The 21078-nt window shown below is 34.6% G+C and carries 21 protein-coding genes and 1 other annotated feature; of the genes, 2 read left to right on the top strand and 19 right to left on the bottom strand.

Annotation, left to right across the window (positions count from 1 at the left end):
- Nucleotides 1–135 precede the first annotated feature (135 nt).
- Complete coding sequence (locus tag J5Y03_RS06545) at nucleotides 136–600, top strand: NUDIX hydrolase (protein ID WP_209403775.1); 465 nt, start codon at nucleotides 136–138, stop codon at nucleotides 598–600.
- 135 nt (nucleotides 601–735) lie between these two features.
- Here the strand turns inward: J5Y03_RS06545 and J5Y03_RS06540 are convergent, their stop codons facing one another.
- Both J5Y03_RS06540 and J5Y03_RS06535 read right to left on the bottom strand, forming a co-directional pair.
- A complete protein-coding gene (locus tag J5Y03_RS06540; protein WP_209403773.1) occupies nucleotides 736–1068 on the bottom strand; it encodes a hypothetical protein in 333 nt (110 codons plus the stop codon).
- Nucleotides 1069–1195: 127 nt separating this feature from the next.
- On the bottom strand, nucleotides 1196–1594 hold the full coding sequence (locus J5Y03_RS06535) for a helix-turn-helix domain-containing protein (RefSeq protein ID WP_209403771.1): 399 nt from the start codon (nucleotides 1592–1594) through the stop codon (nucleotides 1196–1198).
- Between the two features lie 29 nt (nucleotides 1595–1623).
- Here J5Y03_RS06535 and J5Y03_RS19980 point away from each other — a divergent pair, with 29 nt between their 5' ends.
- On the top strand, nucleotides 1624–1746 hold the full coding sequence (locus tag J5Y03_RS19980; protein ID WP_280849627.1) for a hypothetical protein: 123 nt from the start codon (nucleotides 1624–1626) through the stop codon (nucleotides 1744–1746).
- Nucleotides 1747–1940: 194 nt separating this feature from the next.
- On the opposite strand, the gene pyrE is transcribed toward J5Y03_RS19980, so the two are convergent.
- From pyrE to J5Y03_RS06450, 17 genes are all read right to left on the bottom strand, one after another.
- Nucleotides 1941–2579, bottom strand: coding sequence for an orotate phosphoribosyltransferase (pyrE, locus tag J5Y03_RS06530; RefSeq protein WP_209403769.1), 639 nt, complete (start codon nucleotides 2577–2579; stop codon nucleotides 1941–1943).
- The gene (gene pyrF, locus J5Y03_RS06525) at nucleotides 2576–3289 is read right to left on the bottom strand and encodes an orotidine-5'-phosphate decarboxylase (RefSeq protein ID WP_209403767.1); all 714 of its coding nucleotides are present in this window, start codon (nucleotides 3287–3289) and stop codon (nucleotides 2576–2578) included. Before pyrF ends, pyrE begins: the two co-directional genes overlap by 4 nt.
- Before the next feature lies 1 nt (nucleotide 3290).
- Nucleotides 3291–4199, bottom strand: coding sequence for a dihydroorotate dehydrogenase (locus tag J5Y03_RS06520; protein WP_209403765.1), 909 nt, complete (start codon nucleotides 4197–4199; stop codon nucleotides 3291–3293).
- Nucleotides 4199–4969 carry a dihydroorotate dehydrogenase electron transfer subunit gene (locus tag J5Y03_RS06515; protein WP_209403763.1) on the bottom strand — a complete coding sequence of 257 codons (771 nt, stop codon included), beginning with the start codon at nucleotides 4967–4969 and terminating at the stop codon, nucleotides 4199–4201. Before J5Y03_RS06515 ends, J5Y03_RS06520 begins: the two co-directional genes overlap by 1 nt.
- Nucleotides 4966–8178, bottom strand: a complete 3213-nt coding sequence (carB, locus tag J5Y03_RS06510; protein ID WP_209403760.1) for a carbamoyl-phosphate synthase large subunit — start codon at nucleotides 8176–8178, stop codon at nucleotides 4966–4968. The genes J5Y03_RS06515 and carB overlap by 4 nt, the downstream gene beginning before the upstream one ends.
- Nucleotides 8163–9263 (bottom strand): carbamoyl phosphate synthase small subunit, encoded by a 1101-nt coding sequence (locus J5Y03_RS06505; RefSeq protein ID WP_209403758.1) that lies wholly within the window; start codon nucleotides 9261–9263, stop codon nucleotides 8163–8165. The genes carB and J5Y03_RS06505 overlap by 16 nt, the downstream gene beginning before the upstream one ends.
- Nucleotides 9260–10546 carry a dihydroorotase gene (locus J5Y03_RS06500; protein WP_209403756.1) on the bottom strand — a complete coding sequence of 429 codons (1287 nt, stop codon included), beginning with the start codon at nucleotides 10544–10546 and terminating at the stop codon, nucleotides 9260–9262. Before J5Y03_RS06500 ends, J5Y03_RS06505 begins: the two co-directional genes overlap by 4 nt.
- Entirely contained in the window at nucleotides 10530–11441 is a 912-nt protein-coding gene (locus tag J5Y03_RS06495) for an aspartate carbamoyltransferase catalytic subunit (RefSeq protein ID WP_209403754.1), read from the bottom strand. Before J5Y03_RS06495 ends, J5Y03_RS06500 begins: the two co-directional genes overlap by 17 nt.
- A gap of 90 nt (nucleotides 11442–11531) precedes the next feature.
- A complete protein-coding gene (locus tag J5Y03_RS06490) occupies nucleotides 11532–12833 on the bottom strand; it encodes a solute carrier family 23 protein (RefSeq protein WP_209403752.1) in 1302 nt (433 codons plus the stop codon).
- 126 nt (nucleotides 12834–12959) lie between these two features.
- Nucleotides 12960–13502: a bifunctional pyr operon transcriptional regulator/uracil phosphoribosyltransferase PyrR gene (pyrR, locus tag J5Y03_RS06485; RefSeq protein ID WP_209403750.1), complete on the bottom strand. Its 543-nt coding sequence runs from the start codon at nucleotides 13500–13502 to the stop codon at nucleotides 12960–12962.
- A 179-nt stretch (nucleotides 13503–13681) separates the two neighbouring features.
- The gene (locus J5Y03_RS06480; RefSeq protein WP_209403748.1) at nucleotides 13682–14593 is read right to left on the bottom strand and encodes an RluA family pseudouridine synthase; all 912 of its coding nucleotides are present in this window, start codon (nucleotides 14591–14593) and stop codon (nucleotides 13682–13684) included.
- On the bottom strand, nucleotides 14590–15048 hold the full coding sequence (lspA, locus tag J5Y03_RS06475; RefSeq protein ID WP_209403746.1) for a signal peptidase II: 459 nt from the start codon (nucleotides 15046–15048) through the stop codon (nucleotides 14590–14592). Before lspA ends, J5Y03_RS06480 begins: the two co-directional genes overlap by 4 nt.
- A 79-nt stretch (nucleotides 15049–15127) precedes the next feature.
- Nucleotides 15128–15454 (bottom strand): TraR/DksA C4-type zinc finger protein, encoded by a 327-nt coding sequence (locus J5Y03_RS06470; protein ID WP_209403744.1) that lies wholly within the window; start codon nucleotides 15452–15454, stop codon nucleotides 15128–15130.
- Between the two features lie 475 nt (nucleotides 15455–15929).
- The gene (locus tag J5Y03_RS06465; RefSeq protein WP_209403742.1) at nucleotides 15930–16397 is read right to left on the bottom strand and encodes a DUF2269 family protein; all 468 of its coding nucleotides are present in this window, start codon (nucleotides 16395–16397) and stop codon (nucleotides 15930–15932) included.
- 101 nt (nucleotides 16398–16498) lie between these two features.
- Entirely contained in the window at nucleotides 16499–19258 is a 2760-nt protein-coding gene (ileS, locus tag J5Y03_RS06460; RefSeq protein WP_209403740.1) for an isoleucine--tRNA ligase, read from the bottom strand.
- Between the two features lie 115 nt (nucleotides 19259–19373).
- Nucleotides 19374–19596, bottom strand: a binding site (T-box leader).
- A gap of 72 nt (nucleotides 19597–19668) precedes the next feature.
- Nucleotides 19669–20166, bottom strand: coding sequence for a DivIVA domain-containing protein (locus tag J5Y03_RS06455; protein ID WP_209403738.1), 498 nt, complete (start codon nucleotides 20164–20166; stop codon nucleotides 19669–19671).
- 91 nt (nucleotides 20167–20257) lie between these two features.
- Nucleotides 20258–21031 (bottom strand): YlmH family RNA-binding protein, encoded by a 774-nt coding sequence (locus J5Y03_RS06450; RefSeq protein ID WP_209403736.1) that lies wholly within the window; start codon nucleotides 21029–21031, stop codon nucleotides 20258–20260.
- Between the last annotated feature and the right edge of the window lie 47 nt (nucleotides 21032–21078).

The following is a 21078-nucleotide window of genomic DNA, read 5'->3' as shown; positions in this document are numbered from 1 at the left end:
ATTAAGGGGATGCCAATATAAATTACTGGCATCCCCTTTTATTTTTAACTATTTATCATGATTTCATTTTTATAGAGGATTTGACGAATCTTCATAGAACATAAAAGATATATACGGTATATAAGAGGTGTCTCAATGGGTTATATAATGGATTTAAGAAAAATAGTTGGTAGTCGTCCTCTAGTCATGGTTGGAGCAAATGTAATCATATTGGATTCAAATAATAGAATCCTATTACAATTAAGGACCGATAATCATTCTTGGGGATTACCAGGTGGTTCTATGGAAATAGGGGAAAATTTAGAAGATGTAGCAAAAAGAGAATTAAAAGAAGAAACGGGTTTAACAGCAAATCATCTTAGTTTATTTAATATTTTTTCTGGAGATGAATTTTATTATAAGTATCCTCATGGTGATGAAGTGTATAACGTTGTTGCAACCTATATTTGCACTGATTATAAAGGGAGGCTGCAGAAAGATACAGAAGAAGTAAAAGAATTGAAATTCTTCTCTTTTAAAGAACTTCCATCAAAAATTAGTCCGCCTGATTTTCCTATAGTAAGCTTATTTATCGATACTTTTTCAAAGAAAGAATGTTAGTTTGAACTGCCTTTTCCAAAATAAAAACTTTTTTAAGTAACCCTCTGATTACTTAAAAAAGTTTTACTTTAGGTAAATATACTATTAATTGACTGACTAAATGAAAGCTGTCATTTTATAGCTCTATTTAATATATTATTTGTTGTTAATATAATTAATGTTCATGATTATAATAAAAAGTGTATTTTGTCTATTTTCAGTTATTTCAAATACTAGGATAACAATTATTAGATACCGTTTTTGATGGATGTCGCCAATAAAGTGATAATTTAAGTATCCCTTCTGAAATGTATTCACGTTCTCATTTAGTATTTTTCCCTTTAGCAAATGCTCCTTGGTTACCTTTCTCTTTTCTATATCTTCTTTATCTGTAGGCTGTGGTTTAACTGCTTTATAAACAGATAAAAAAGTGGAAATTAATAAACAAATTACTTGGACAATACTAATAGTATCATGTAAAGTGAACAAACTTGGTCGCCTCCTTATTAGAAGCTAAAAACCTTTTTATTCAACTATATGGAACTACTGTTTTGTCCTATTCAACAAATCGAAAAAATTTATAACATTTTATTCGATTTATCGAACAGGTTGTCCGTTAAGAATCGTATCGTATTTCTAATAAATTTAAGATCGGTGGTTGGCCAATCGATAACCATATCCGTATGAAATTTTCTAAATTAGGAATGTTCCCTTTTAATATACCACTGAGTGTACTTTTAGGTATTCCTGTCTGCAAACTTAATTCGCTTAAAGATTTCCCTTGGGAAGAAAAGATATGCGGGATTCGTGAAAGAACTGTTAATCCCTTTGAGGAAATAAATGGACTCGGAGTTATCGATAACCAGCGTATATACATCATTATAGCTGCCTTAATGATATCCTCTATAGATTGTTCGTCATTAGTCCCAATAACTTTATGTTTAACATTATAAAACGAGGCATATTGTTCCAATGCTTTTATGGTTTCCTCTTGCAATTCAATTTCAACTTTCATGAATAACAATCTCCTTGTAAGTGAATACTTTGTTTGTAATAAATAAAAAGGTTATAGGTGAAAAAATGAAAAGAATGAAGACTAAAGATAAAGAAATTGAACTATTAGATCAACGTTTAGAAGAAAGTTTAAAAGAAGGTAAAAAAGCTTAAGGGTTACCACTTCTAAGAATCAATGCTTGCAGCTCCCTGTGTGATACTCAATTCAATATGTATAGTTTTATTCAACAAAAAAGACATTACTTCCTTCTTAATAACTACAATATTTACAAAACAACCAAACAAAAAAGGACAGATACAGCAGAAATAATCTACTGATCTATCCTTTACTTTTTTAGTTTATAATCTTAAACCCCAACGTTCATCCAATTGCTATCTTGTGGATTTTTTCTCCACTCAGTTAATTTGTTAACATCATTTTCAGTAATTGTACCTTCTTCTTTTGCAACTTGAACTAGCGTATCGTAGTCAGTTAGAGAGTAGTACATTACATTATTAGCAGTAAATTTTTCTTCAGCTGCTGGTAAGTTGTAAGTAAAAATTGATACAACACCTACTACTTCACAGCCTGCTTCGCGTAGTGCATCAACACATGTGATAACACTTCCGCCTGTTGAAATTAAATCTTCAACAACTACCACTTTTTGTCCTGCTTTTACTAGTCCTTCAATTTGATTGCCTTTTCCGTGTCCTTTTGCAGAGCTACGTACGTAGCACATTGGTAAATTCATTACATCACTTACCCATGCTGCGTGTGCAATACCCGCTGTTGCTGTTCCAGCAATTACGTCTACATTTCCGTATTTCTCTTGAATTAATTTAGCTAATCCATTTGCAATATTTTTACGAATTTCTGGATAACCAAGTGTCAAACGATTGTCACAATAGATTGGAGATTTAATACCTGAAGCCCATGTAAATGGATTTTCTGGTTGTAAACTTACTGCACCAATACTTAATAAGTTTTCTGCGATCATTTTTTTCATACTGTTACGCCCTCCCATTGTGAAACGATTTTTTCATAAGTTTGAACTGGGTTCTCACTTTTTGTAATGCTACGTCCAACAACTATATAATTGCTTCCAAGTTCTCTTGCTTTAGCTGGTGTAGTGATTCGCACTTGGTCATCAGCACTGTTTTCAGCTAAGCGAATACCTGGAGTTACTGTAACAAATCCTTCACCTTTAGCTGCTTCTCTTACAATTTCTACATCAAGTGGTGAACAAACTACTCCATCTAGTCCGCTCTCTTCTGTTAATTTCGCATATAAGCTAATTGAAGTTGTTAAAGATGAAATTCCTTGTTCCTCAACCACTTGTTCATTTGATGTGCTCGTTAATTGAGTTACAGCAATTAAAAGAGGGCGTTGCTTTCCTTCAGGCGTTCCTTCCACTAGTCCTTCAAGAGCTGCTTTCATCATTTTACTTCCACCAGCAGCGTGGACGTTTACCAGATCAACATCAAGCTTTGCAAGATTTTTCATTGCTTGCTTCACCGTATTTGGGATATCATGAAGTTTTAAATCCAGGAAAATTTTATGCCCTAATTCTTTTATTTCTTTAATAAAAGCTGGACCTTCTTTGTAAAACAACTCCATCCCCACTTTTACAAAAAGTGGTTGGTTGAATTGATTTAGAAATGCCATAACCTCTTCGCGTGATGAATAATCAAGCGCGATAATAATTGGTGATGTCATATTACTTCCAGCTCCTTCCGATACATTCCTCAATTGATTGATAACCATATTTTTCAAGTACTGCAGGCAGTTCTTCTATAATGGTTGGGCAAACAAATGGATCAACAAAGTTCGCTGTACCTACTCCAACCGCACTTGCTCCTGCTAAGAAAAATTCAAGTACATCTTCTGCATTCATGATTCCGCCCATTCCGATAATTGGAATATTGACAACTTGGCTTACATCATGAATCATGCGGATCGCAACTGGTTTAATTGCTGGACCTGATAAACCACCTGTTTTATTTGCTATGATCGGTTTACCTGTACGTAAATCTAATCGCATACCTAATAGTGTATTTATCATTGTTAATCCATCTGCACCTGCATTTTCGATTGCTTTTGCAATTTCAACAATGTTTGTCACATTCGGAGATAGTTTTACGTAAAGTGGCACTTCACTAACTTCTTTAACTTTTCGTGTTACTTCCGCTGCAGTTGCTGCATCTGTACCAAATGCTATTCCACCACATTTTACGTTTGGACATGAAATATTTAATTCTAGTGCTTTTACATTACTAGCTTTAGAAATCTCTTTTGCTACGTTTACATAATCTTCAATTGTTGAACCTGCAATATTTGCAATGATCGGAACGTCATATTGTGCTAACCAAGGTAATTCATTGTTCATCACTTTTTCAAGTCCTGGATTTTGCAGTCCGATTGCATTTAACATACCTGAAGAAGTTTCTGCTACACGTGGTGTTTCATTTCCATAACGCGTTTCCACTGTTGTTGCTTTTATCATAATAGCGCCTAGTACGCTTAGATCATACAAGTTTGCAAATTCTCGGCCAAAACCGAAACAACCTGATGCAGGGATAATAGGATTTTTCAAGTCTAAGCCAGGTAATTGTGTTCGTAAGTTCATTATAGTTGTACCTCCTCAGCTTGAAATACTGGTCCATCGCTACAAATTTTACGATATGATCCATCCTCTGTATGGCATACGCAAGCGAAACATGCTCCGATTCCACAACCCATACGTTCTTCTAGAGAAATAAAGCCATTTTTTAGACCTTTATATTGCGTTTGAAGTGCCTTTAACATAACAGTTGGTCCACATGCAAAGTACTGGTCAAATTGTAGTCCTTTTTCACGAATTACATCCGTAACAAAACCTTTTGTTCCAAGTGATCCATCAACTGTTGCTATATATGTTTCACCAAGCTTCATAAACTCTTCTTCATAAAACGCTACAGTTTTTGAAGCAAATCCTAAAACATGAATAACCTTAACGCCTTTTGAAATCAATTGTTTCGAAAGTTCATACATAGGAGGTACACCGATTCCTCCACCAACTAGAAGTGCTGTTTCTCCTTCTTGAATACAATCCACATCATACCCTTGACCAAGAGGACCAAGTACATCTACCGTTTGTCCAACTACTGCTTTCATTAATTCTCTTGTTCCTTCACCCTCAGCACGGAAGATCATTGTGAATTCATTTTTTTCTTTATCAATGGAACAAATGCTAATTGGTCTGCGCAACAATGGTGTTATTGAACTATTTGCTTTTAGGTGGACAAATTGTCCAGGAGAATCCATCTCCTGAACAAGCTCACCCTTAAGTGTCATTTCCACTATATTTTCTGCAATTATTTTGTTTGAGACAATTGTCATATGTTCCTTTTTTATCATACTAAAACGCCAGCCTTCGTTTCATAATTTGGAAGTGCATGTGTTGAGAATGTTAGACTTTCAATTACTGAAAGAATTGCACTTGCAGTATCAAGTGATGTTAAACATACAACACCATTTTCTACTGACTCACGACGAATTCGGAAACCATCTCTTGCAGGTTGTTTTCCTTTTGTTAATGTATTGATAACAAATTGTGCATGACCATTTCTGATTTTCTCTAATAAATTATCTTCATGCTCGTCAATTTTATTTACAGTTGAAACTGGAATGTTCATACTTTCTAAATACGCTTTAGTTCCTTCTGTCGCAAGAATGTTAAATCCAACTTCATGGAATCTTCTTGCGATTTCAGTTACCTCATCTTTGTCCTTATCTGCAACAGTTATAATAACTGATCCATTTGTTCTAATTTTAATACCAGATGCTTCAAGAGCTTTGTAAAGAGCTTTATCAAGACTAATATCTTTACCCATTACTTCACCAGTTGATTTCATTTCAGGTCCTAATGTTGTATCAACTGAGCGTAATTTTGCAAATGAGAACACAGGAGCTTTTACATATACTTCTTTAGCTTCTGGGTGGTAACCAGTCTCGTAACCAAATGAACGAAGTGTTTCACCTAAAATTACTTTCGTTGCAATGTTTGCCATTGGAACATGTGTAATTTTACTTAAGAATGGCACTGTTCTACTTGAACGTGGGTTAACTTCAAGTACAAATACTTCATCAGCTTCTGTAACTACGAACTGAATGTTTAGTAACCCTTTAATATTCAATCCTTTTGCTAGTTTTATTGTATAATCAATAATTTTTTGTTTTGCTTCTGCTGTTACACTTTGGGTTGGATAAACTGCAATTGAGTCCCCTGAGTGAACACCCGCACGTTCGATATGTTCCATAATTCCTGGAATGTACACATCAGTTCCGTCAGAAATTGCATCAACTTCTATTTCTTTTCCTGTTAAATAGCGGTCAACTAATACTGGATGCTCTGGATTTACGCGAACTGCATTTTTCATATAGTGTAGTAATTCTTCTTCGCGTTCAACGATTTCCATTGCACGTCCACCTAGTACATATGAAGGTCGAACTAATACTGGGTAACCAATCTCTTTTGCAATTGCAACAGCTTCTTCAACTGTCATAGCCGTTTTACCAAGTGGTTGTGGAACACCTAATTGTTGCAAGGCTTCTTCAAATTTATCTCTGTCTTCTGCACGATCTAGATCTTCTAAAGATGTTCCAAGTATTTTCACACCATGTTGTACTAATTTACTTGCTAAGTTAATCGCTGTTTGTCCACCGAACTGAACAACTACACCGATTGGTTGTTCTAAATCAATGATGTGCATAACATCTTCAATAGTTAATGGTTCAAAGTAAAGCTTATCTGAAATACTGAAGTCAGTTGAAACTGTTTCAGGGTTGTTGTTAATAATGATTGCTTCGTAACCAGCTTCTTTAATTGCTCTTACACAATGTACAGTTGCATAGTCAAACTCAATCCCTTGACCGATACGAATTGGTCCAGAACCTAGTACTACTACACTTTGTTTATTTGTAACGATTGATTCGTTTTCTGTTTCATATGTTCCATAGAAGTATGGAGTAGTTGATTCAAATTCTCCTGCACATGTATCAACCATTTTATAGACAGGTACAACTTTATGATCTTGACGGAAATCGTACACTTCACGATTTGTGCTATTCCAGCATTCTGCGATGTATTCATCACTAAAGCCCATTTTCTTAGCATCTTTTAAAACTTCAACATCAAAGTTAGCATCTTTAATCGTACGTTCCATCTTAATAATATTTTCAATTTTATGAAGGAAGAAGTAATCAATTTGAGTGATATCATGTATTTCTTCCAACGTCATCCCTTGACGAATCGCTTCAGCTACAATATATAATCTTTCATCATCTGGTTTGCCCATACGTTTAATCATTTCATCTTTTGATAAATCTCTTAATGATTTAATTTCCATATGGTGAATTCCAAGCTCTAATGAGCGAACTGCTTTTAACAATGATTCTTCTAGTGTACGGCCAATCGCCATTACCTCACCAGTTGCCTTCATTTGTGTACCAAGCTTACGGTTTGCACTTTCAAATTTATCAAATGGCCAACGTGGTATTTTCGATACGATGTAGTCTAGTGCCGGTTCAAAACATGCATAAGTTTTCTTTGTAACAGGATTAATCATTTCATCTAGTGTCAATCCAACAGCAATTTTAGCTGCTAATTTAGCAATTGGGTATCCTGTTGCTTTTGATGCTAGAGCACTTGAACGAGACACACGTGGATTTACTTCAATTACATAGTATTGGAAGCTGTGTGGATCAAGGGCAAGCTGAACGTTACATCCGCCTTCGATTCCTAATGCTCTAATGATATTTAACGATACATTACGAAGCATTTGATATTCACGATCACTTAATGTTTGTGAAGGAGCAACTACGATTGAATCCCCTGTATGAACACCAACTGGATCGATATTTTCCATGTTACATACTACGATTGCATTATTTGCAGCATCACGCATTACTTCGTATTCGATTTCTTTAAAACCAGCAATACTTTTTTCTAGTAAGCATTGTGTAACTGGGCTATTTTTTAATCCGCTTGTTACGATTTCAATTAGCTCTTCTTCATTGTGACAGATTCCCCCACCTGTTCCACCTAGTGTAAAAGCAGGACGGACAATGACTGGATAACCAATTTGATTTACGAAAGTGTATGCTTCTTCTAACGAATGAATAATTTCACTTTCAGGAACTGGTTCGTTTAACTCGTTCATTAAAGTACGGAATAAATCACGATCTTCTGCTCTGTTTATTGCGTCTAAGCTAGTTCCTAAAATTTTCACGTCACACTCATCTAGAATTCCTGAGTTTGCCAGTTCTACTGCAAGGTTAAGTCCTGTTTGACCTCCTAAAGTTGGTAGAAGAGCATCTGGACGTTCTTTACGAATAATACGGCTTACAAAATCTAATGTAAGAGGTTCAATGTATACTTTATCTGCCGTTTGTACATCAGTCATGATTGTAGCAGGGTTTGAGTTTACTAGAATTACTTTATATCCCTCTTCTTTCAGTGCTTGACAAGCTTGTGTACCAGCGTAATCAAATTCTGCTGCTTGCCCAATTACAATCGGACCAGATCCGATCACTAATATTGTTTCGATGTCTACGCGTTTTGGCATTGTAATTTCCCCTCTCTTTTGTGCTCTTCCATCATGTTGATAAATTGGTCAAATAAGTAATTTGCATCTTCAGGTCCTGGTGAAGCTTCTGGATGATATTGAACTGTAAATGCTGGGTATTTTTTATGTTTTAATCCTTCTACTGTTCCATCATTTAATGCAACGTGAGTGATTTCAAGGTCAGTTCCAAAAACTGATTCTTCTTCTACCGCATATCCATGGTTTTGAGAAGTGATTGCTACTTTTCCAGTTTCTAAAGATTTAACTGGATGGTTTGCTCCGCGGTGTCCAAATTTTAATTTAGATGTGTTTGCACCGTTCGCTAAAGCAAATAGTTGATGACCTAAACAAATTCCGAACAGTGGCACTTTTCCAACCACTTCTTTGATCATGTCAATTGCTACTGTTACATCTTTTGGATCCCCAGGTCCATTACTTAACATAATTCCCTCTGGAGCAAGCTGGAAAATTTCTTTTGCTGTAATGTTGTAAGGTACTACTGTTACGTCGCAGTTACGTTTTGTTAACTCTCGAAGAATACCGTGCTTCATTCCAAAGTCTACTAATACTACTCGGTTGCCACGACCTGGACTTCTGTAAGGTTTTTGAGTTGAAACTCTTTCAACATGATTTGTAAACATTGGCGTTGCTTTTAATTCTGCTACAACTTCATCCACGTTTACATCAACACTACAGAACTTTCCTTTCATCGTTCCTACTTCACGTAGTTTTTTTGTTAACATACGTGTATCAATTCCAGCTAATCCTGGGATGTTTTTATCTTTGCAATATTCATCTAATGAAAGTCTGTTTCTGAAGTTTGAAGGAAACTCAGCATATTCCTTTACAATTAAGCCGTGTACAGCTGGCACAATACTCTCGAAATCTTCTAAATTGATTCCGTAATTTCCAACTAAAGGATATGTGAATGTTACGATTTGCCCACAGTATGATGGGTCAGTCAACACCTCTTGATAACCTGTCATTCCTGTTGTAAAAACGATTTCTCCTGTTGTATCTACATCGCTACCAAATGCTTCTCCAATAAAAGCTGTTCCATCTTCTAATATTAACTGACGCTTCATACTGTCACTTCCCCTTTCTCAAATACCACTTTGCCATTTACCATAGTAAGTTCTGGCCACCCTTGACAATTCCAACCATTAAAAGGTGTATTTTTTCCTTTTGATAGGAATTTTTCTGAGTTAATTTCTTCTTGATGTTCTAAATCGACTACTGTTAAATCTGCTACTGCTCCTACTTCGATTACACCTTTTTGTAAATTGAAGACTTTTGCTGGTTTTACAGTTAAGAAATCAACAAGCTGAGCTAGTGTCATTATTCCTGTTTTAACAAAATGTGTATATAGTAACGGAAATGCTGTTTCTAGTCCAACAATTCCGAATGGTGCAAGCTGCATACCTTGAGCTTTTTCTTCAGCAGTGTGTGGTGCATGATCTGTTGCAATCATGTCGATTGTTCCATCTAGTAAACCTTCGATTAATGCTTCTCTATCCTCTTTTCCACGTAGTGGCGGATTCATTTTAAAGTTTGTATCTAATCCTGGGATATCTTCATCACATAGAATTAAGTGATGCGGTGAAACTTCGGCAGTTACATTAATGCCAGCGCGTTTTGCATCTCTTACTACACGAACTGACTCCTTCGTACTGATGTGACACACATGATAGTGACAACCAGTTGCTTCTGCTAATAAAACATCTCTTGCAATTTGTACACTTTCACAAATTGATGGGATACCATTTAGATTGTTTTCTCTTGAGAATTTACCTTCATGTACACAACCTTTTTGAATTAATGTATTTTCTTCGCAATGTGCAACGATTGACATATTGATTTCAGCCGCCATTTGCATTGCTTTATACATCATTTCTGCAGATTGTACTCCTACGCCATCATCCGTAAAAGCAAATGCTCCGTTTTCTTTTAATGCTTTAAAATCTGTATGTTCTTTACCAGCTTGGCGAATTGTAATTGAAGCATATGGTAATACATTTACAACCGCTGTTTCTTCAATTCGTTTGTTCAATGCTTGTAAATTTTCTACTGACTCTGGTACAGGTCGAGTATTCGGCATTGCAGCAACTGATGTAAATCCTCCACGTGCTGCAGCTTTCGTACCTGTTTCAATTGTTTCTTTATGTTCACCACCAGGTTCACGTAAATGTACGTGCACATCAATAAAACCTGGAGTTAGTAACTTACCATTTAATTCAATTTTAGTAGCTGCGTCATCTACAACATCTGTTGCGATGACTGCTATTCTTCCGTCATTTACTAAGACATCTTTTTTAACCAAACTGCCATTTTGATCTAATATGTTCGCATTTTTAAACAAGTACTTCATGTTTCATCTCTCCCCATACATTTGGTAGTGCTCTCTTCATTACAGCCATTCGTACATAGACACCATTTTGCATTTGTTTAAAAATTCTTGAACGTTCACATTCAACAAGCTCACTTGCAATTTCAACATCTCGGTTAACAGGTGCTGGATGCATAATAATACTTCCAGGTTTCATTTGTCTTTCTCTTTCAACTGTTAAACCATGTTTTTCTAAGTAATTTTCCATAATGTTATTTGAATCTGATGTATGTCTTTCATGTTGTACGCGAAGTAACATAACTACATCCATTTCAGGAATCAATTCATCAAAGTTTTTATAAGTTCCAAAGTTATTTTTTTCATCTTTCCACTCTACAGGACTTGCGAAATAAACTTCGGCGCCTAGTCGTGTCAGTGCTTCTGCATTTGAACGAGCAACCCTCGAATGGCGTAAATCTCCAACAATCGCTACTTTTAATCCTTCAAATTTACCAAACTCTTGTTTAATCGTTAAAAGGTCAAGTAAACACTGGGTTGGGTGATTTCCACAACCATCACCTGCATTTAAAATTGGTGTTCCTGCATCTTTGATTTCATTGAAATATTCATCTTCAGTATGACGAATCACAACTGCATCTACCCCAATTGATTGTAAGGTTTTAACTGTGTCATAAAGCGTTTCACCTTTTTGGATACTTGAACTTTCTACTGACAAGTTAATCACATCTAGTCCAAGTTTCTTTTGAGCTACTTCAAAGCTAAAGCGAGTTCTTGTACTATTCTCAAAAAATAAATTTGCTACAAATGTCTGTTTTTTGAGTTTAGATGTATATCCATTTGCAAATTGCTCTGCTTCATTTAAAAGCATTTGAATTTCCGAAGCAGTTAACTCTGACATCGTTAGTAGATGATTCATACTGATTCCCCCATATGAAATGTCTTTTATTTTTAGAATGGAAGTACTTCCAAATAAGTAAGTACTTCCATTTCATACCTACATTTTTATTTAAGAAATTGCTTCATTCTTTGCATTTTCGATAACTTCTTTTTCTACCTTCTTATTTGGAAGGAGAATGTTAAGCAGAACTCCTAGAATTGCTGAGAGTGCCATTCCTTCTAGTGAAAAATCTTTTGTAATGTGAATTACTGCTCCTCCGATTCCAATCACTAGAATGACTGAAGCAATAATTAAATTACGTTGCTGACTAAAGTCAATTTTATTTTCAACTAGTACTCTTAATCCGCTTGAAGCTATGATACCGAATAGTAGGATTGAAATACCTCCCATTACTGGTGTAGGAATCGAGCTTAGGAATGCTGATATCTTTCCAATGAAACCAAATGTTATAGCAAAAACTGCTGCTCCTATGAATAGATACACACTGTACGCTCTTGTAATAGCTAATACCCCGATATTTTCTCCATATGTTGTAGTCGTTGGACCACCAATTAATCCTGCGATCATAGTTGATACCGCATCTCCAAATAATGAGCGATCTAATCCAGGATCTTTCATTAGATCTTTATTTATGACATTTCCTAAAACAACTTGATGACCAATATGCTCTGAGATTGTTACGATTGCTACTGGTAAAAACAACATGACAATTTTATAAGGTAAAGCAGGTGTATAATCAACATATGGTAATGTAAAATGTGGAACTGCAAGCCACTTCGCTTCAATTATTGGCGTAAAATTTACTAATCCGAAGAATATTGATGTTATATACCCACCGATAATCCCTACAAGTATTGGAATAACCGATAGAAATCCTCTTGTAAAAATTGCAGTGATAATTGTAATTGCTAACGTGATTAATGCTACTGTAATTGAAGTCGTATTATATTTTCCATTTGCTCCGTTCATTGCCATCCCTACAGCTGCTGAAGATAAACTTAGTCCAATTACCATGATGATTGGGCCTACTACAATTGGTGGAAGAAGCTTTAATAACCAGCCTACTCCTACTCGATTAATTATTAATGCAATGAATGCATATAATACCCCTGTAATAAAAACACCTGTAAATGCTGCGCCTGGACCATAATGTATTTTTGCATAAATCATTGGTGCAATAAATGCAAAAGATGATCCAAGATAAGACGGTACTTTTCCTCTTGTAATAAGGATAAAAATAAGTGTTCCAATTCCGCTTGAAATAAGAGCAATTGCTGGAGATATTCCTACAACTAACGGTACAAAAACTGTTGAACCAAACATTGCAAACAAATGTTGTAAACTCAATAAAATCCATTGACCTAAATTTGGTTTTTCATGTATATCTAACACCGGTTTTTGACTATTCATAACTTTCAGCCTCCAATTATATAAAAAAAACTCTTTGTGTGGGTACACAAAGAGTCCTATTTGCCACAAAAAGGCTGTGACAAGCTAGACCCTTTGGTAGCCTCTCTGGACCACATTAAAAGGGACTTATTTTTCAAATATACTTACTTGGTCATGATCGTCAGTTTCAGTTAACTTAACGACTACTTTTTCTTCACTTGACGTTGGAATATTCTTACCAACATAATCAGCGCGAATTGGTAATTCTCGATGACCTCGATCTACTAACACTGCTAATTGAATTTGAGCTGGACGACCTAAATCCATTACAGCATCCATCGCTGCCCGAACCGTTCTACCAGTGTATAATACGTCATCAACTAAAATTACTTTTTTATTAGCTAGTTCGAAAGGTACATCAGTTCCTCGCACAAGTGGTTCTGAATTTGATGTCTTAATTGATAAATCATCTCGATATAGCGTTATATCTAACTCACCAACCGCCACTTCATTACCTTCAATTTGTTTAATTCGTTCGGCAATTCGATTAGCTAGAAAAATTCCTCGTGTTTTGATACCTACAAGCACAATGTCTTCAATTCCACGATTTCGTTCAATCATTTCGTGTGCAATACGAGTTAGTGCTCTTCTGATCGCCATATCATCGAGTATTAATGCTTTCTCTACCATAATATTACCTCCTACTCATTTTTTGTAGAAGCAAAAACCCTCTTGCCCATAGGACAAGAGGGTAGCACAAAAGGATACAGTTATCCCTTTTATTTTCCGCTTCCTTCTCAACCTCACGGGGTTGTGTTAAAGGTTCTTTTAACTGACCTTATTATGTCAAAAAACGTGATATTTGTCAATTATATTCTGCGTAAATTTTCTAATGTTTCTTCCATAATTGCAGGTATTGGCGCTTCAAATTCCATATATTCGTTTGTACGTGGATGTTGGAATCCAAGAATAGCTGCATGAAGTGCTTGACCATCTAAATCTAACGTTTTACGAGGTCCGTATTTCGGATCACCAGCTAATTGATGACCAATGTATTTCATATGAACACGAATTTGATGAGTTCGTCCAGTCTCTAGCTGACACTCAACAAGTGTAAAGTTTTCAAATCGCTCAATTACTTTAAAGTGTGTAACTGCTTCTCTACTATTTTCATCAGTTACTGTCATGCTTTGACGATCTGATTTATCTCTTCCAATTGGAGCGTCAATTGTGCCTTCTTCATGTTGAATTACACCGTGAACAATTGCAATATATTTACGTACAGTTGTTTTTGCTTTTAGTTGTTCAGCTAATTTTTCATGTGCTAAATCATTTTTGGCAACCATTAGTAATCCAGATGTATCCTTATCAATACGATGAACAATACCAGGTCTTAACACACCGTTAATCCCAGACAAATCTTTACAATGATACATTAACGCATTTACTAAAGTACCTGTTTCATGGCCAACAGCTGGATGTACTACCATTCCCCTTGGTTTATTGACAACAATTACATCGCTATCTTCATAATAAACTTCTAAAGGAATATTTTCCGGTAAAACTTCATATTCCTTAGCTTCAGGTATGGTAATTGAAATTTCATCACCAGTTTTTACTTTATAATTACTTTTTACTTGTTCATTATTTACAGTTACTAAATTTTCCTTTAGCCAACCTTGAACTTGAGAACGTGACCATTCCTCATTTTGTGATGTTATAAATTTATCAATTCTCTCAAGATGTTGTTCTTCTTGAACTTGAAATGTTACTACTGTCATTTCTTAACTCCTCTTTTATCTTCCATTAATGTAATAATAATCATTAGTATAACTCCGATACATAATGATGAATCAGCTATATTAAAAACAGGAAAGTCGTATCCAAAAGTATAAACATGGATAAAATCAACTACCTCGTGTCTAAATAGACGATCAATAAAGTTACCAATTGCCCCGCCCAGTACTAATCCTAATGAAATACCAAGCAATTTATCACCTTTTGCTTGTTTTTGGATAAAATAAACAACTGCAATCACAAAAACAATTGTGATCAAATAGAAAAAGTACATTTTATCTTGTAATATTCCCCATGCTGCACCTTTGTTACGATGAGATGTTATGTAAAAAAGATTTGGGATAATTTCAATACTATCTCCTAAATTCATCGTTTTCATTACAATGTATTTAGTAATTTGGTCAATTAATATAGCGATCAACGCAATAATATATGGCATTTTATTCTCCCCTAGCTAATTAAAGTAACTTTTAAAGTTTAACATAGGAAGAAGGGTTGTACAATGTATGAAAGACTGATTAATAATGTTCTCTCACAAAACTAAAATCATAAATTGTTCTTCCTGTTGGAAGTATTCTTAATTTATTTAAAGGTATTGGTTGCCCTGTCACTTCACAATACCCATAATTTCCGTCATTTATTTTTTTTAATGCAACTTCCACATCAAATAAGTCATTATGGATTGCATCAATAACAATTTTTTGTTTATTTGGGGAATCATAATCCGATAACTCATTAGAAAAAGTCTCATATTGATTTGTTAACAGATCAATTTGCAAACGATGAAGCAATTCATTTTTAATTACTTCTAATTCATGTTTTATTTCAGCAAATTGAAAGTTCATTTGTTGCACCCCCGTTTGAAATAAAAGTATGTAAACATACTTTTCCCTCTATCGTATTTCATAACAGGGACAACTTTTTCCTTAGAAGGAAACTAAGAAAAATCTTTCCATATTGAATAGATTACGTACTCGACTTTTCTTATACATTGTAGCTATTTCAGTATGTGTAAGTTGTTTTCCACTCCAGGATGCTCGCTTTCCTAGGGGCGTGAGCTGAGCCTCCTCGTCGCATACGCTCCTGTGGGGTCTCAGCCTTCACGCATCTCCCACAGAAGCCCTTCACCCTTCCGTTCCAATCAACTTCTGCGTTTAAATTACAAAACCTAAATCAATAATCTGAAAAAAAGAGCTAATTATTTAACCGTTTTTGTTGAGAATTCAACCAACATCAAGTTTAATTCAACCAAAACATACCATCTGTTTTTCAAAAAAAAAAGAACACCAAGTTTTTCTTTAGTGTTCTTTTTTCACTTTATTAGAAAACAACCGGCTTAACAATCATAAAGATAAATAATAATATTCCAAAAAAAGATGCTACATAGAACAATTTATTTACATTTTCATGTAATGCTTTAATTTTTGAACCTACTTCTTTTTCATTTTCATTTAATGGGTCAAATAACCAATTAGCTACTTGTTTTTGTTTAGGTGTTATAAAGCCTATCACGATTATTTGAATAATAATATATAGTACTAACGATCCTACTAACCAAAGCTGATTAAAGAATGAACCATAATCACCTACATATAAAAGAGCTAAACCACTTAAAACAGCAATACTACCACCAATTTTCGGAAAAAATTCTAGATATTTACCAACTTTGTAACTAAACCTTAACTCTTGTATTGATTGCTTATTTCTTAAAAGGACATGTGCAAAAAAAGTTGGACCAACACCAATAATTGAAGATAAAACATGTAGTAAGATTAAAGATTTCAACATCTCCTTCACCTCCTTTGGTATTAGACTGTTAATATATATGTCTTGACAATAAAAAAAAGAGCCTAAAGATAAATTCTTTAGACTCTTTTAACATTTTGCTTTTACGCCATGTTTTTAACAACACTTGCACAACGTTTACATAAAGTTGGATGATCTTGATCCAAACCAACTTCCTCAGTTACAACCCAACAACGTTCACATGTTTCACCTGTTGCTGGTGTAACTTCAATTGATAATTTTTCAAATGATTGAGCTGTTTCTGGAGCATTTGTATCAGGCGATACAACCTCAACTTTTGAAACAATTAACAATTGATTTAAATCTTCATTAATTGATGTTAATAATTCATACGCTTCATTAGAAGGATAAATTTTAACCGCTGCAGTTAGTGATTTACCGATTACTTTTTCATTACGAGCAACCTCTAATGCTTTCAATACATCGTCACGAACAGCCATAAATGATACCCATTTTTCTACTAATGCAGTAGTATCTCCATACATTTTTACTTCAGGCATTTCAGTTAACATGGCACTGTCAACTGTATTTCCACTCATATGAGACCAAACTTCATCAGCAGTATGAGGTAAAATAGGAGCTACTAAACGTGTTAATGCTTGCAGAGCTTCATGTAATACTGTTTGAATTGCTAAGCGATCTTTATTTTCTTTTGGTTCGATGTAAAGTACATCTTTTGATAAATCAAAATAGAATGAACTTAAATCAATTGTACAGAAGTTTTGAATCGCATGATATACAGCTGCAAACTCATAATTTTCATATGATTGACGAACGTTTTTAACAACGTCATTTAATTTCACTAACATATATTGATCTAACTCACGAAGTTCTTCAAATGCTAATGCATCTGTTTCAGCATTGAAGCCATCTAAGTTTCCAAGTAAGAAACGGAATGTATTACGGATTTTACGGTATACTTCAGCTACTTGTTTTAAAATTGCATCTGACATACGCACATCAGCTTGATAATCAACTGAAGAAACCCAAAGACGTAAAATATCAGAACCATATTGATTCATAATTTTTGAAGGAACAACAATGTTTCCAATTGACTTACTCATTTTACGACCTTCACCATCAAGTACAAAGCCATGACTAACAACTGCTTTGTAAGGAGCTTGACCTGTTACAGCAACACTTGTACTTAGTGATGAGTTAAACCAACCACGGTATTGGTCAGAACCTTCTAAATAAACATCAGCTGGGAATGATAAGCCTTCACGAGCTGCAAGAACAGCTTGATGAGAAGATCCACTATCAAACCATACATCCATAATATCGGTTTCTTTCGTAAATGTACCATTTGGTGATCCAGGATGAGTGAAACCTTCAGGTAATAGATCATTTACATCCATTTCGAACCAGCAATTTGATCCATGTTTTCTGAACAATCCAGATACATGAGCGATTGTTTCTTCAGTAATAATCTCTTGACCGTTTTCAGCGTAGAATACTGGAATTGGAACTCCCCATACACGCTGACGAGAAATACACCAATCACCACGGTCACGAACCATGTTAAATAAGCGTGTTTCACCCCATGCTGGGAACCATTTTGTATTTTTAACTGCATCCATTAATTCATTACGGATTGCAGCAATTGATGCGAACCACTGCGCAGTAGCACGGTAAATAATTGGTTTTTTCGTTCTCCAATCATGTGCATAAGAGTGAGTGATAAATTTAAGCTTTAATAGAGCATTTTTTTCTTCAAGAGCTTTTGTGATCTCTTTATTTGCATCATCATAAAATAATCCTTCAAAACCAGGAGCTTCTTCTGTTAATACACCTTTTTCGTTTACAGGACATAAAACGCCTAAACCATATTTTTGGCCGACAATGAAGTCATCTTCCCCGTGTCCAGGTGCTGTATGAACACAACCAGTACCAGCTTCTGTTGTAACATGGTCACCTAAGATGATAGGTGATTTACGATCATATAAAGGATGCTTAGTTTCAACACCTTCTAGTTCTTGACCTTTAAATGTTTTTTCAACAACAGCATCTTCCCATTCTAATTCTGTTTTAACAGTATTTAAAAGCCCACTAGCAACAACAAACTTATCATTATTAACATGAACTACACTATATTCTAGATCAGGATTTAAACTAATTGCTAAATTTGCAGGAATTGTCCAAGGAGTTGTCGTCCAAATGATGAACTTCTCTCCACCATCTAAAAGTCCTTTACCATTTTCAACAGTAAACGCTACATAAATTGAAGCAGATTTTTTATCTTTGTATTCAATCTCTGCTTCAGCTAAAGCAGATTCACTTGATGGTGACCAGTAAACAGGTTTTAACCCTTTATAAATTAAACCTTTTGTCGCCATTTTCCCAAATACTTTAATTTGTTCAGCTTCATAATCTTTTTGTAAAGTAATATATGGGTTATCCCAATCTCCTAGGATTCCTAAACGTTTAAATTGTTCTTTTTGACGTTCAACTTGCTCGTAAGCATATTCCTCACAAAGTTTACGGAAATCTGCAACAGACATTTCTTTACGATTTACTTTTTTATTTGCTAATGCTTGTTCAATCGGTAAACCATGTGTATCCCATCCAGGAACATAAGGAGCACGGTAACCATTCATATTATAATATCTGACGATAAAATCTTTTAATACTTTATTTAAAGCGTGACCCATATGGATATCACCATTTGCATATGGAGGTCCGTCATGAAGAACAAATGTTGGTTTTCCCTCATTATGTTTCATTACTTTTTCATAGATGTTCTCTTCATTCCACTTTTCTTGCATTTGTGGTTCTCTTTGTGGTAAATTCCCACGCATCGGAAATTCTGTTTTTGGCATTAATAACGTATCTTTATATTCCATACCACTGTTCCTCCATTCAATCATTCATTTTCACGTCAATTAACTATTAACGCATTATGTCCAAAAGATCGGTGTACTCATTCTTAAAACGCAAAAAAACCCTTCTACATCCCTAAAAAGGGACGAGAAAGGTTCCCGTGGTACCACCCTAATTGACTACAAACTATGTATGTAGTCCACTATGCATTCTTAACGAGAATGAGTCGGCTTTTCTTACTTTGTTCTTCAGAAAAGCACTCTAGGGTGATTTTCATTCTATTTTCTACGCCAAGCTTACACGATCCTTGACTCGCTGGTTTAGAAGCTATAGAATTACTCTTCCCTATCACCGATTTTGACTATTTTTATTTAATAAATTATATGTAAAACTTTTCAAAACGTCAAGGCTACTTCAAGTATTTTCGATGCAATTATTTCGCAACTTCCTCTGCTTCATTTTCAATTTCTACTTCAGCAAAAGCATCCCAATCATGATGAGTTAATAACTCAAGCTGAGTTTCAATTGCCATACGTAAGCGAGAACGGAATACTTTAGATTGTTTTTTTAACTCTTCAAACTCCATTGTTACTTTACGAGACTTAATTAAAGCTTCATTAATAATTCGATCTGCATTTTTTTCAGCTTCTTTTATTATTAATTTAGCTTCTTTATGAGAGTTTCCTCTAACTTCTTCTGCTGCTTCTTGAGCGATTAAAATAGATTTATTTAGTGTTTCCTCAATATTAGAAAAATGTTTTAATCGTTCTTTCATTTCAACTACTTGTTCTTCTAATTGCTTCTTTTCTCGAATAACTAATTCATAATCTTTAATAACTTGGTCTAGAAATTCATTAACTTCATCTTCGTCATAGCCACGAAATCCTTTACTAAATACTTTATTATGAATATCAAGTGGTGTTAAAGGCACTGAAGCCACCTCCGCGTTTTGTGTATATTTTATTTTTAATTGTTTACTTTCTATTTCGACAGGTTTTTCTATTTTCCTTCAAATAAATCGATTATTTTTGTGTACCATAGATAATGCGCCATTTTTCTTTCTTAGACTTTCCATCAATGGACAGTAATTTTGATCGTCCAAAACCTCTTACCGAAAAAACATCTCCTTCTGCACACTGAAAGGATGTAGAATCAATTATTTTTTGATTTACTTTAACTAATCCAGCTTTCACAAGCATTTGTGCTTTTTGTCTTGAAAGATTATAAAATTCACTAATTAATGAATCAATTCGTAATGAAGAAACAGTACCACTTAATTGTGTCCAGTTATCTTTTATCTCCATTAATTGGAATGAATTAATCTTCTCTAATTTAATCGGTGCATTCCGAATAGAATTAAAGTTTATTTCTACAAAAGATTCAATTTCTTTCATTAAAATAATTTGAATACGGTCTTCATTATTTAAAATGTCACCAAACTTTGTTCTCTTCATCCCTAAAGACATCATTGAGCCAAGTACATCACGATGAGAGAGTGAATGAAACTTTGATTCATAATGTATTTCATAATAACTTAATTCGAAGTCTTCTTCATTTGGTTCCATAAACTCTCGGTAAATAATTGCACGTTTTCTTTCAGCGCTTTCTGTACCTCCAAAAAACTTTACCTTTACTTCATCTTGATGACCAATAATATTTTGAAGAATAAATTGTTCTCTTTCATCAAGGAAATCTGTTAATTTTACGGAATAACGCTCTGAAGCTTCTTCTTTCCATTTTAGAATTTGATCAACAAATACTCTCTCTTCTTTTCTAAAATGATCGTAAATACTCATTTTGTTTTACTCCTAAATAATATTGTTAATAAAAGAAGACTGTCCCG

It is taken from the genome of Gottfriedia endophytica, from assembly GCF_017814275.1.
Classification (GTDB): domain Bacteria; phylum Bacillota; class Bacilli; order Bacillales; family Bacillaceae_G; genus Gottfriedia; species Gottfriedia endophytica.
The sequence above is the reverse complement of the archived record's forward strand: the minus strand, read 5'-3'. Positions and strand labels throughout refer to the sequence as shown.